This window comes from Paenibacillus vulneris, from assembly GCF_039543185.1.
Classification (GTDB): domain Bacteria; phylum Bacillota; class Bacilli; order Paenibacillales; family NBRC-103111; genus Paenibacillus_S; species Paenibacillus_S vulneris.
Window position 1 is genome coordinate 303,549 of record NZ_BAABJG010000015.1, and the last position, 12,581, is coordinate 316,129.

At 46.6% G+C, this 12,581-nt stretch carries 11 protein-coding genes; 2 read left to right on the plus strand and 9 right to left on the minus strand.

What is annotated here, in order from left to right; genetic code table 11:
• Positions 1 to 168 precede the first annotated feature (168 nt).
• The 4 genes from ABEA66_RS14995 to yeiL all read right to left on the minus strand — a co-directional run bounded on the left by ABEA66_RS14995 (position 169) and on the right by yeiL (position 5,632).
• Positions 169 to 3,084, minus strand: coding sequence for a DUF4241 domain-containing protein (locus ABEA66_RS14995; protein WP_345588456.1), 2,916 nt, complete (start codon positions 3,082 to 3,084; stop codon positions 169 to 171).
• Positions 3,085 to 3,118: 34 nt separating this feature from the next.
• A complete protein-coding gene (locus tag ABEA66_RS15000) occupies positions 3,119 to 4,003 on the minus strand; it encodes a hypothetical protein (RefSeq protein WP_345588458.1) in 885 nt (294 codons plus the stop codon).
• 206 nt (positions 4,004 to 4,209) lie between these two features.
• Positions 4,210 to 4,797, minus strand: a complete 588-nt coding sequence (locus ABEA66_RS15005) for a DUF4062 domain-containing protein (protein ID WP_079913289.1) — start codon at positions 4,795 to 4,797, stop codon at positions 4,210 to 4,212.
• Positions 4,798 to 4,960: 163 nt separating this feature from the next.
• Complete coding sequence (gene yeiL / locus ABEA66_RS15010; protein WP_345588461.1) at positions 4,961 to 5,632, minus strand: transcriptional regulator YeiL; 672 nt, start codon at positions 5,630 to 5,632, stop codon at positions 4,961 to 4,963.
• Positions 5,633 to 5,713: 81 nt separating this feature from the next.
• On the opposite strand from yeiL, the gene ABEA66_RS15015 reads away from it, so the two are divergent.
• Entirely contained in the window at positions 5,714 to 6,886 is a 1,173-nt protein-coding gene (locus tag ABEA66_RS15015) for an MFS transporter (protein WP_345588463.1), read from the plus strand.
• A 23-nt stretch (positions 6,887 to 6,909) separates the two neighbouring features.
• Here the strand turns inward: ABEA66_RS15015 and ABEA66_RS15020 are convergent, their stop codons facing one another.
• On the minus strand, positions 6,910 to 8,031 hold the full coding sequence (locus ABEA66_RS15020) for a spore germination protein (protein WP_345588465.1): 1,122 nt from the start codon (positions 8,029 to 8,031) through the stop codon (positions 6,910 to 6,912).
• 189 nt (positions 8,032 to 8,220) lie between these two features.
• On the opposite strand from ABEA66_RS15020, the gene ABEA66_RS36500 reads away from it, so the two are divergent.
• Entirely contained in the window at positions 8,221 to 8,394 is a 174-nt protein-coding gene (locus ABEA66_RS36500; protein ID WP_465263659.1) for a YczF family membrane protein, read from the plus strand.
• Here the strand turns inward: ABEA66_RS36500 and ABEA66_RS15025 are convergent.
• Genes ABEA66_RS15025 through ABEA66_RS15040 form a run of 4 tightly spaced genes read right to left on the minus strand, consistent with a single transcriptional unit; the run spans position 8,378 to position 12,566 of the window.
• Complete coding sequence (locus ABEA66_RS15025) at positions 8,378 to 8,722, minus strand: hypothetical protein (RefSeq protein ID WP_345588467.1); 345 nt, start codon at positions 8,720 to 8,722, stop codon at positions 8,378 to 8,380. The two genes, ABEA66_RS36500 and ABEA66_RS15025, sit on opposite strands and share 17 nt — an antisense overlap.
• Complete coding sequence (locus ABEA66_RS15030) at positions 8,700 to 10,409, minus strand: ABC transporter permease (protein ID WP_345588469.1); 1,710 nt, start codon at positions 10,407 to 10,409, stop codon at positions 8,700 to 8,702. The genes ABEA66_RS15025 and ABEA66_RS15030 overlap by 23 nt, the downstream gene beginning before the upstream one ends.
• A 17-nt stretch (positions 10,410 to 10,426) precedes the next feature.
• Positions 10,427 to 11,434 (minus strand): ABC transporter ATP-binding protein, encoded by a 1,008-nt coding sequence (locus ABEA66_RS15035; RefSeq protein ID WP_345588471.1) that lies wholly within the window; start codon positions 11,432 to 11,434, stop codon positions 10,427 to 10,429.
• Positions 11,435 to 11,459: 25 nt separating this feature from the next.
• Positions 11,460 to 12,566, minus strand: a complete 1,107-nt coding sequence (locus ABEA66_RS15040; protein WP_345588473.1) for an extracellular solute-binding protein — start codon at positions 12,564 to 12,566, stop codon at positions 11,460 to 11,462.
• Positions 12,567 to 12,581: the final 15 nt, after the last annotated feature.

Sequence of the window (12,581 nt, forward strand, 5' to 3'; positions counted from 1 at the left end):
TAATCCTTTATATTTGTGCTTTCTCTTAACTTTGTAACAGAATATGAAGCAGATGAAAGTTAAATCTCTACCAGAGAATCTTGTGCATTTTTTTGTGACACAACCTTCCCTACATAAAAAAATAAAAGCCTGAATGCTCAAGCTTTTCTATTGGATTATGTGGAAAAATCATTCCCCTAAGCATGCGAAATCGGTGATGAGCCGCACAACTTCTCCTTTTTCGTTCAAGGCGAAGTAGGAGGCGTAGAACCCGTCGCCCCATCCGGATCTGAATACGGCAGCATTATGCGGCTGTCCCGGATAAGGAACCGCGTTGCAGTAATCCGAACTGACCGCTTCGTCCCCTTCCAGAAGCTCGCTTAGATAATCGTCATAATAATTGTCGTATGCTTCGCCTAGCTGCTCCGTCAGTTCCTGTTGGTGTTTCCTGAATCGCTTCGCGCTTTCCTCATCCATAAAGCAGCCGAGTCCCGCATCGACCGGATAGCCGTATATTTCCCCGGCCATTAATTCTTCAAGCTTCTGCCCGGGCAGCACCGCCATTTCCCAAGCCGCGATCTCATCGTCGGAAAAGCGGATTTCGGCGCAGCAAATCCAACCGTATTGCTGCTCTATATACAAGTTGACCGGAAACATTCCGACAGGCGTACGGCGCGAAAATGCCGGCCTTTCCATGTTTGCGAGCGGATCGGTGGCGACAATGCTGCCGGTAGGCACGTATAAATCGGGCAAACGAACGATTTGCCTCACATCGGGGTGATTTTCCCCTGCTCTGAGTATGTCCAGCAGCTTCGCTCCCGGCATTCGTTGGCCGCGCAGCGCCTGCAGCGCATCGCGTAACCTTTTTTTCACAGCCAGCGTCGATGTGTAGCGATCCTCTGGAGCGGTTTGAAACTGGCACTGCATCTCCCATTTATCATTGTAAACATCGTACGACATTTGCCATTCTTCGTCATTCATATACCGAGTGACCCTCAAAATATAAAATTGCATGCCGTCGATAAATCCAACCTGCTGCCAATCCTGATTATGATTTTGGTAGAAAAAGCAGCTCCCGGCATCGTCAGCTTTGATTCTGTATACACCCGTGCTATCAGGACTCATTCTGTGAAAAATTTCGGAAAATGCGGCGGGGAGCTCTTCGGCAAAAGACGCATAAGTTTGCGTCAGCTTCTCCTCGTTGATCACCGGCAACCCTTCCTCAAAGCAGGCAAGGAGCTTGCTTCGATCCGGCCAAAGGCCTTCCGGTGAGGCATCGTAATCAATCAAAATGTCATACAAAACATCCTTGGCGCGATGTGTCGAAGGGTACAGCGTCCATCGCTCGATCATCGAGCCGCTCTCATTTTCCAGTTTGTCGATGCCATAGATATTGTTGTGAGATATGAGCACATTGCTGCCGATTGTCCCGATATGCATAACGAAATCTTTGGCAATGACCGCATCGGCTTCCAGGCGGCCGGCTACGATCAATTGACCATGGTTGTAATAGCCATACAAGCATTCGCAGCTCACGTTCCCGCTTACATAGAAAGAGGCGCCAAACAAAGCGATGTGCTTTGCGGTCAGATCGCCGAACACGACCATTGGCGGCGAATGATCGATATCATATGCTGTAATATAGGTGTCTACCACTACATTCGCGGCAAATATGTAACCTGCAATCGATAAATGGAGCCGCTCCGCCTCCTCCGCCAGCTGCGTCATATCTAGCCGCTGCAGATGCGCGTTTTCTTCCGAAAGCAAGTAATAAACCGGTTGCTTATCGTTAAGATGCAGCAAGGCGCTGCCAAAGATATCGTACAGCGGAGTATTGTGCGCGGGATGAACGATCGCATTCAAAATACGATCCGCCTGTTTGACGGTGATGATGCGAAACGTATGCCCAAGCAGCGTGCATGTCCGATCGGCAAGATCCTCCTGCTCCGCAAGCTCCTTCATAAATTGTTCCTTTTTTATCTTAAAGGCATCGCTCTCAGCTATTTGACGGTCTTTCTCTTTCACATATTGTTTGTTGTCGACCCGGACCTTTGCGACAAGGCGTTTGAAATGGCGAAGAGCTTTCTTCAGCATATTCGTGTCGTCGGGCGGCAGCGGCTTTAACTCTTTTTCATACCCGTTACCTTCCTGATAATACAGGGCGACCGTTTTGTCTCCCTGTTCATCAACCGCAATATCGTAATGGAAAAAGAAAAGATCGTCCTCGCCGTCTTCATTAACAATCTCTTCCCCGATCACAACGCGCGCGGATAAGCCAGGCTTCGGCAGACGAAAGCCGAGAAACAGGTTCAAGTACCAGTAGCCGCCCTTATCCATATCGTAATAATCGTTGTATTTCTCCTGCACAAGCGGCAAAGCCAAAATCTCTTCGATGGCTTGAACCGTGACCGTCCCTCGCAGCTTCTGCAAATCATCCTCAGGCTGAAGCAATGACTCCTCGCTTTTTACCTTTAACAGCGACTTCCCGGCCTTCAAAAGCTGCAGCACATCGCTTCCCCGGGTTAGCCAACATTCTTCTTCATCCGCGGCATACAGCTCCTCGACGAGCCATTTCCCCAGCGCCACGATGTCTAAACCCGGCAAGTACCATTGCTCATCATATTGCTTAAGGTGCTGCCTGCTATTCAGCGATCCTGCAATTTCCACGTGATACTCTTCCGTTTCGGCAAAGACCGTCGCATTTACGTCTCCTTTTACGACAAGTTGCCCGTGGTTGTAATCGCCCCAGAACAGTTCCTGTACCGTCAGACTGCCGCTCACATAGATTTGCTGGCCGCCCACCAGCATATTTTTAGCGGATAGATGCCCGATCACGATCAGTCCCGCAGCGCCGTCCGTGTTTTCGTTATAAATGTAATTGTTTACTGTCAAATTGCCGTCAACCAGGATTATACTTATCTGTTCATTCCCCAGTGGCGCATCCAGATCCAAGCTCTCCAGCGTGGTATCCCCGGAGAAGTAGGCGACAAGCTCTTGTTCCTGTCTTTCCGGCCTCCGCTCAATCCAGACATAATAACTCAAACTATCGCTTGGCAGCTTATCCTTCACCTGAAGCAGCGGAACGATTTGATGTCGATTATTCACTTTCCGATACCTCCATGCTGTTACGTTTGTATGGCTATGCCTGATTCCGTTGTTCCACATACATGTTCTTTAGTGGCGCATACCACCAGTCGAGAAACTGCCCCCAGCCCTGCTCCGATAAACCGCCGCCGAGCACTTCGAATCCTGTTTCAAACTCTTTCTCGGCCGGCAATCGGGTAAGACCGTAATCGTTGTTGTATTCGTATGCGCGGGTTTCAATCACTACGTTCCGAATCGCTTGAAAATGCGGATTTGCCATTACCGCTTGGGCGCTGTATCCGTCCTGCGGCATGCCGATCTCCGTGCGCTCGGCTTGCCCAGCCGTATCCATCGCATTCAAGATGGCATAGGCTGCCATTAGCGGATACCAGATGCTGATCAGAATCGTATGACTTTGTTTGCGCGCTTCTGTCAGCGTCGTGCTGATGATCTCCTCCAAAGGAATGTCCCGAGGCGGTTCCGCATCTTTGCCGATCAATTTGCCCGCGTCCACAAACAGCTGCCACAGCTCGCTGCCCGCATCGAAATACATCATGCCGACATTTCGCAAATGATCCGGTATCTGGTCCAAATAGTTCCCTCCCCAAGCTTCCGTCGGATGGCAATAGATGCCTGCATCGGGGTTTGTCTCCTCGTCCCACTCGCGGTCAGGATGAAGCAGCAGATATTTCTGCTTGCTCAACCCGTCGAAGTACGCCTTATGCCGCTCATACTCAGGGTGCTCCGTTACCGGAAACGCATAGGTATACCTATGTTTCAACAAAGGCTTGAGAACGTGAAAATGCTGGAACGAAGCGTCCCATCTATTTACAAAACTTGCCAGGGAGTGGTAAAAAGAGCGCAGATCCAATCCTTCGCCAAGGGGACTTCCATCCAATACAAGAACAGCGCCATCGACAGCGCCTTCTATTTCGTGCATACCCACCAAACTTCAGTCCTTTCTATTAGTCTGATAAAGTCAGAATAAAACTATTTTATCATGTTGGCATATGAATGTTATCGAAATCTCTGCTATGGTTGCAACGTGGCAGACGGACAGCGCACAGCAGCATCTTTCTGAAACATAAAAAAGCGGGCTGACGCCATAAAATGAGTGTTAGCCCGTGCTTGAAAGGACGTATTCGCTTAATCATTTTTCCCTAACTCTGCGCGTAACTTTGCGTTCTCTTTCAACAAACGTGCATTCTCTTCCATTAACTGTTTCACGTCCGGGATATCCTTGCCGGAATACCACCCGGACAAATCGTCCCTTCCCGCAAACTCCTTCATTTTTTCTTGAATAACATATTTAACGTGCAATTCATTTTCAGCATAATATGTAGGTGTTTCTTCAAATACAGTTTGCTTAAACTCTTGGAACCTCTGATAGTGTTCTATTTCTGTAAAGTCATATGGCTTCTGTCTTAAGGCTTCATCCGTAACAACAATAGCAAATCTTGGTTTGCCGATTTCTCCGGCATAATCATATTCCCACTGTGTATAACTCTTTGATTCGTCACGAAGCAATAAACCGTAAAATCCTCCGAGAATGAGGACAAATACATCAGATTCATCAATGGATCTCTTTATCGTTTTTAGTTGTCGTTCATTGAAAAATTGCTCGATTCCAACAGGGATGTGACCGTTATTAAGTACAGCTTCAACAGCGGCATGTCTTTCCTCAATCAAATCGTAATAAGTAGAACAAATGTAGACTTGCAATTTTTTTCTCATAAGCCACCTATATATAATGAATTTATGAAAAATCGTACCACTTTTTAACTTTATATGTCAACAGAACAGCCGAACCTTACCTCGAATCACATTTTTAAAAATACCCAGCAGAATTAATCTATTTTGTCTCCCAACTTCTTTCCGAAGGCACAAAATTGCATGACTACTTATACTTCAATACCTGAGCAAGTTCATATAGGGAATGGTACTGTTTAATTTGATAGTTCCGTCCTTCCTTTTGCAAATACCCTTTATCGCAAAATTGTGTTAATACATGCAATAAGTGCCTATACGATGTGCCTAAATAATCACAAACGGTTACGTGTTTCTCCTTATAAACCCCTTCATCTGCAGTTTCCAAAATAAAATCCGCAAGCCGGTTTTCAAGCGGGAAAGCAAGACTTTGCGAGTACTTGGCCGCCATAAGTGTTGCCTTTGCACTTAGAAACCTGGTTAATTCACGTAGAAATTTTGAATCTTCCAGCAATTGTGCGCGATAGCGATGAATAGGAAGAGCAAAACAAACGGTCTTGGTTGAGGCTTGAATCCCTTTTGTATAGTACACATCATGTAATAATTCCATTTCCCCTATGTAGTCGTTTGCGCCAATAAAATTAATTAAGGAAACTTTCCCATTTTGATGTGTCACATAGATTTTTGCTTTTCCCTCCATAATATAAAAAAGAAAATCCGGGCGCATCCCTTCTTGAATAATCCATTCATCACGCTGATATTCGTGGATTTGTAAAAACTCTTCGACCGGAAATGAAAATAAATGTGCGATGGAGTGTTCTTTCAGATAGCTCTGTCTTTTTCCATTTTTATAAATCTCCATATATCACCTTTTGGAACATGAGATATCTCATATTATTGTAAGAATCACCATGATATTATGCAACCAATGGGGTGAGAACAAATGAACACACAACGTTGGATGAGTAGTCAGTTTTTTAGTTTTTTTATGACATGGGGTATTTTTCTGCCGTATTGGACCGGATGGATGATTCATACAAAAGGGATTACCGTTTCACAGGCTAGTTTGATTATGAGCTTGGGATTGGGTGCTAGAGGTCTCTCTACGATGGCCGTATTTCCCTATTTCTCGGAAAAATTCAGTAGTAAAACATTAGTAAATACAATGGCCATTGGTACAATCATCAGCCTTTTGAGTTATATCCCTGCAACCTCCTTTACCGGCTTACTTTTAGCTACCCTGCTTCTACATTTCTTTTATCCAGCATTAATGCCAGCTTTAGATAGTGCAGCTAGCACACTTGTGCAAAATAAACAATTAAGGGATTACGGCAAAAGCCGCTCCTTTGGTTCGATCGGATTTGTTGTGGCTGGCATGATCTTAACTTTGTTTACAGGGGCAATGGGTGATGAAGTCATCTTATGGTCCCTGTTAGTTGGGGCGCTGATATTCCTATTACTAGGTTTCCTGCATTCCCCCGTCGTTTTATCGGAAATTACGAACATGGATCAAAATAAAAAACACGGAATGATGAGCTTGTTCCGCATAAAACACTTCGGGTTAGTCCTTGTTATCGTAATTTTATTACAAGCGGCACACGCCTCCTATTACAGCTACGGCTATATCTTTTTACAGGAAATCCATGCACCAAAGTACTTGATTGGACTAATTCTTAATATTGCCGTAATCGCAGAGATCATTTTCTTCTCCGTTGCTGACAAACGCTTTCAGCGGTTTTCGGTTGGCTCCTTGTTGGCACTTGCGGCGCTAGGTTCATCCATACGATGGTTACTGGTATTTTCTTTTCCTACTGTGATCGTATTCTGTATTGCACAAACCTTGCATGCATGCTCATTTGCAATGGCGCATTATGCATTTATGAAATATTTGATCAAACAGATTCCACCCGCGCAGATTCCGAAAGCTCAAGGCATGTATTCAGCGCTTGCACTTAGCTGGAGTACTGCCATATTCACAATTTTCGGCGGCTATTTATACGAAATCGAGCCTAGGTATGCCTTTATCGGAATGATTGTATGTACCATACCCTCCATGGTGCTTGCGCTTGGATATCGAAAACTGGAACTTAGAAAGAAAGCTTTAAGTTATATGTGATCAAGAAGGACGCGTTTACTATCTTAATACAGACCGAATCGCTTACGAATAAGATGGACCACAAGTAGCAAGACAGGTATGATAATACTTAGAAGAGGCAAGAACACCCCTATAATAACTTGTTTCCCTTCTTGTTCAAATTCCGTCCAGCTGCCTGCCGTCATCATCGACGATAAAAGTATGGTTATTCCTATGGGCAATGCCAACTTTTGCGGTTTCATCAGTTGGAATAAATCTGCAGCGATGATCATTGCAGCATAGCTCGGTAAAACAAGGACAAACGGAGTTCCGTCTACCAATACAGCTATTCGGCCTTCCAACAGATTCGCGGCCACAGCATCCGGCCGTTCGGTGCTGTAAATGGTCGGGAATGGACTGAACGGTTGATCCTGAATTAATTCTTCGATATAACCGGATTCCAAAATACCGTCAATCCGGATGCCATTCAACCTTTGTCTGACTTCTTGGACAAGTTGATCGTTGGCGATTCCTTGGATATACATGATCGCTACCGTTGTTTGTGTGACACTGCCGATGCTTTTAGACTCAAGCCATAGATGGGGGCTTTTAATACGACGACGTATAAGAGACACATTAGTGGCTAAATTTTCAGTAAAACCATCCTTAGGCCCACGAATGACTACCTGTGAAGTCGGTTCCGATGGGTCTCTCAATTTCCCGCCTCTCGTATCGCCGCTGATCGCTTCATTCGTGCCGTTAATCAAGATAAGCGTATTACCGGATAATAAGGACAACATGAATCCTTTCCAATTTTTAATAACTTGGACTTCTCCCAGAACAAAAGCATGATTTTTTATGAACTCAAAGACATCCTTACCCGATGCCGTTTCTTTGATAGCCTCTTTGGCGGTGTCAATCATCAAGGAACGCATGATAAAATCATCGACTATCGTTTTATCGGTTAAATTGTCGATAAAAACTGCGGCTGCTCGAACTCCTGGATTTCCAATCGCAAACTCCCGAATTTTTACATCGGGACTATTTCCAAACTCCTGCATTATTTGTTGAAGGTTATATTCTAAACTAACATATAAAGTGCTTTCATTTATATAACCAAGCATTTCTTCATTCTGGTTTTGCACTTCTACAGTTTTATGTTTACGAAATCGCCTCCAATCAAACATAATGAAATCCCTCCGTTCTTAATACAAGTATTTATTCACATTTGAATTTGTTTCTATACCTTTCCAGAAATGTATTGGAGCGCACCCATTTTCCAATACTAAACGTGATTGTGCATACAGAAATTTTAATGGACAGGTGTGATTTGCATAGGAACTATTGGTTACTTTATCTTGTTTTTAATAATCAATATGTGCTTTGTTGTCATAGTCGATTTACTCATGGGGCTTCAGCTTTCCGTATCCATAAGAAATTCAATTAGTCCTTTTCAAATTATGACAGATTCGGAATATGTCGCTTTAATTGTCTTGTTATGCATCATGCTGTTTCCATCCATTGCTCCTCTTATTAGGAAACAAAAATAAACCCGCAAGAGATACCGCGAGCACATGTAATAGAAACGGCAAATACTAGGGTCATCCTTTGCGGGATGGCCGTTTCTTTAAATGGTGTTATCGGCGAATAAATGGCATCATTACGAACGCCGAAGTGACCGGCCAACCGTCCGGACAGCGGGGACAGCATCATACCTATCACACTGACGGAGCGCACGTTCAAAATATCCTGCTTTGTGAGCCCGAAATCCGGTCCGGCAACAAATGTCTTTCCATCTAAAAAAACCTGCCAGCACCTCCCATGATGGGATTGCGGCAGGTTTCTATGTGTTTTACTAGGATTTACTTTTTCTTCCATAAACGAAATATAACGTGATGGTTGACATGACCATCAGGATGACGGAATAGACCAGAGTTAACGCCTTGGTATCAGCCAGTGCCTGAGCGTCGGTGCTGTTTTTGATTACGATGCCGAGCGGCTGGTAGAGCGGATGATACAGGAATACGGTGAGGTCATAATCCGCCAGAATGCCATTGAAGTTAAGGGCCAATACCGCCAGTGTGGATGGCAAAATAATCGGCAGCAGAACCTTTCGGAACGTATAAAAGGACTTCGCTCCCAGGTTCTTCGCCGCATCCTCCAGGCTGCTGTCCAGACTGAAGAAGGACGCCTTTACCATGCGCAGCGTGAACGGAATATGCACGATGACATAGGCTATGAACAGCATCCAGACCGTACCGACCAGAACCGAATTGCCGATGATCCATCTCGGTGTGTTGAATGTGACGATAAGGCCGATAGCAATGAGGGTCGAAGGCAGCATCCACGGGATGAGCAGCGAGTATTCCAGAGCAAGCGTCCACTTGTTCTGGAATTTATGCAGAATTCGCGATGCCATCAAAGCCAAAACGACCACGGCAGCGGATGCGGCCGCCGCATAGACGATACTCACGAGATAAGGCTTGAACGCGGACATACTGGAGAACACCTGCATGTAATTGTTCAAGGAAAATCCGCGGATATCGAGCGTTGCTGTGGAGATGCTGTGCGCATCCGTGAAGGAGAACACGACAATCAGCACTACCGGGATCATATAAATGAGAAATAAAAAATACGCTAGAACATGTACGGCTATATTCGCGAGCTTGTTGTCGATCTTCTGTTTGACAAGCTCTGACTTTACTTTCGAGACGGACATGAAGTTGCCCTTTCTCTCGAAACGGATCATCAGCGTGAGCAGCACCAGCGTAGCTAGGCCCAGAATGAGCGCCAGCAGCGCTGCCAAATCCTTGGAGGACGTGCTGTTTGCGAACGTCAGGATCATAGGCGTGATCGTCTGGAATTCCACCCCGCCGAGGATCAGAGGAGCGGATGTGGCGGCCAGACCCGTCAGAAAGATCAGAATCGTGAGCGCAAACATCGTGGGCTTGAGAACCGGAAGCACTACCCGCCGCAAAATATAGAAGGTAGACGCTCCCATGTTTTTGGCCGCCTCGACGGTTTGAAAATCGATTTTACGGATGGCATTGCTCAAAAAGAGAACGTGGTTGGACGTACACGCAAAGGTCATCACGAACAGCACCGCCCAATATCCATGAAACCACGTCGTATCAAAGGAAGGAAAAATCCCGGCCAAAAGCTTGGTCATAAAGCCGTTCTCGCCATATACAAACTTATATCCCGACACGAGTACCACGCCGCTGTAGATCAAGGTTGTATAGTACCCGAGCCTTAACACCTTCGCGCCTTTAATATCAAAATATTCGGAAATCAAAACCAGCGTAACGCCGACGACATTGACCGTAAAAACCAGGGACACCGCTAGAATAAAGCTGTTGTACAAGCTTCGCATAGCGCGTTCGGACGATAGAAGCTTCTCGGCTGCTCCGAACGAAAGCTTGCCGCCTTTGAAGAAGATTTCGTAATAAATATTGATATTGGGATAGATCAGAAATGCTATGACGAACCAGGCAATCAGCCCGTAGAAAATAATTGCGGCCGGGTTGAAGGATGATAACGTTTTTCTTAATCTTTCTGTGTTCAAACCCGCTTCCTCCTTCCCTAGTACTGTAAAATGTCTCCGGCCAGGATGTGCAGCCGGACGCTATCGCCGACCTTGTGGCTCGTGAGGCCGCTTTCTTTCTCAATCGTCTTCAGCACGCCCCCGCCGGACACCTCAATCAAATATTTGCTGTACAGTCCATAAAATTCTTGCTCTGCAATCGTTCCCTCGAGTGTCACGACATCCTCGCCCGGAAGTGGCAGCAAGCTGACCTTCTCATTGCGGATATACGCTACTTTACCGGCGCCGACATGCTCTTTCAACCTGCTATTCTCTATAATGCGAGGATCGATTTTGTTGATATCCCCGATGAAGTTGCAAACGAATTCCGTCTGCGATTGATTATATACCTCCTGAGGGGTACCCACCTGCTCCACGGCTCCGCTGTTGAAGACGGCAATCCGGTCGGATAAGGTTAACGCTTCCTCTTGGTCGTGGGTGACATAGATCGTCGTAATGCCGAATTTCTTCTGCAAAAACTTCAGCTCGTTGCGGAGCTGCACTCTTAGCTTGGCGTCCAGGTTGGACAAGGGTTCATCGAGCGCCAAAATGCGCGGCTTCAGGACCAGCGCCCTCGCTATCGCGACCCGCTGCTGCTGCCCGCCGGACAGCTCAGATACTTTCTTGAACAGCAGTTCCTCCTTCAGATCCACCTTCCGGGCGATATCTCTGACCTCCCGGTCAACCTCTTCCCTGGAAGCCTTCTTGACGCGCATCCCGAAAGCGATATTCTCATACACATTCATCGTCGGGAACAAGGCGTAGCTTTGGAACACCATGCTGATGCCTCTTTTCTCGATAGGCACGTGGGTAATATCCGCTTCAGCCAGCATAATCTGTCCGCTGGTCGGCTTGATAAAGCCGACCAGGCTCCGCAGAATCGTCGTTTTCCCACAGCCGGACGGCCCGAGAAACGTAAAGAATTCGCCTTCGTTGATATGGAGATTCAGGTTTTTAATCGCATGAAATTGTCCGAATTTAATTTGTATATCGCGAAAGGTTATCATCGTTATCCCTGATCCTTTTTTCGTATTATTTCATGATCTGCAGTTCGATTTTTTCTACCCATTTGCCGATGTTGTCAGCGACGAAGCCCCAATCAAGCTGCTGCGCCTTAAGCGAGGAATACAGGGCTTTGACGGAATCGGACGCTTTATCTGCCGCTTTCGTATTTGCAGGCATAGCATTGAACTTGGCGGCGAACTCTCCTTGCACCTCAGCCGATCCCATCCACTCAACGAAACGTTCGGCCGTTGCCATCTTCTTCGTACCCTTAACGATCGCCGCATGCTCGACAATCATCGGAACGCCGACGGACGGGCTTACGATGCCGGCCTTCACTTTATACTGCTCTTCCTTCTTGCTCAGCGTACCGGAAACGACAGCTCCAAGCGGCGTTTTGCCACTGGCGAGATTGGCGTAGAAGTCTTCGCCTTCAACCGCTCTAACGCCGTTGTCATAGAGCTTCTTGATTTCATCCCAACCCTCCTTGGCAATGCCGAGATCCCCCTTCGGATCCTTGTAACGGGTCAAGATGCCTGCCACGACAAGCTGCGGCGTAATTTGGCCAAGCAAAGTCGGAGCCTCGTACTTGCCCTTAAAGGCGTCATTTTTGTAAAGATCGGTCCAATCCTTAGGTGCCGTTTCAGGGGTGAAGTTTTTCGGATTATAGCCGAGCAGGATCGCTTGCTTTACAAGTCCATGGTAATAACCTTCCGGATCGTTCAGTCCCGGCTCCACATCTCCGGCCCATTTCGGAACGTATTTGGTCAGGACATTTTCCTTCTTCAGATTCTCGTACAGCATGTTGTTCAAGCCAAAGACGACGTCGGCGATCGGATTGTTCTTCTCGGCAATCAGGCGGTTTGTCAGGTTGGCGCCTCCCGCCCCTACTAACTCTATCTCGAAGCCGGCTGTCTTCGCTTTCTCAATCAGCCACTCTCCGCGGCCGTCTGAGTTTGCATTCGTATAAACGATCAGCTTCTCGTTCTTTACGGGTTCATTCGCAGCAGGTGCAGACGCGGAAGGCGCGGCAGCCGGAGGCGTACTTCCAGCGTTATTGCTGCCGCCTCCGCCACAAGCTGTTACAGCAAGGCACAATACCGATAAAAGAGACAGGCTTACCATTGTTTTCTTCATTGTTCGACTCTCCTT

Excerpts from the sequence above, each read along its gene's own strand:
- ABEA66_RS15005 (WP_079913289.1), bottom strand. The coding sequence starts at position 4,797 with ATGAGAAAAAAATTGCAAGTCTACATTTGTTCTACTTATTACGATTTG.
- ABEA66_RS15000 (WP_345588458.1), bottom strand. The coding sequence starts at position 4,003 with ATGCACGAAATAGAAGGCGCTGTCGATGGCGCTGTTCTTGTATTGGAT.
- ABEA66_RS36500 (WP_465263659.1), top strand. The coding sequence starts at position 8,221 with ATGTGCTTTGTTGTCATAGTCGATTTACTCATGGGGCTTCAGCTTTCC.
- ABEA66_RS15025 (WP_345588467.1), bottom strand. The coding sequence starts at position 8,722 with ATGGAAGAAAAAGTAAATCCTAGTAAAACACATAGAAACCTGCCGCAA.
- yeiL (WP_345588461.1), bottom strand. The coding sequence starts at position 5,632 with ATGGAGATTTATAAAAATGGAAAAAGACAGAGCTATCTGAAAGAACAC.
- ABEA66_RS15015 (WP_345588463.1), top strand. The coding sequence starts at position 5,714 with ATGAACACACAACGTTGGATGAGTAGTCAGTTTTTTAGTTTTTTTATG.
- ABEA66_RS15040 (WP_345588473.1), bottom strand. The coding sequence starts at position 12,566 with ATGAAGAAAACAATGGTAAGCCTGTCTCTTTTATCGGTATTGTGCCTT.
- ABEA66_RS15020 (WP_345588465.1), bottom strand. The coding sequence starts at position 8,031 with ATGTTTGATTGGAGGCGATTTCGTAAACATAAAACTGTAGAAGTGCAA.
- ABEA66_RS15035 (WP_345588471.1), bottom strand. The coding sequence starts at position 11,434 with ATGATAACCTTTCGCGATATACAAATTAAATTCGGACAATTTCATGCG.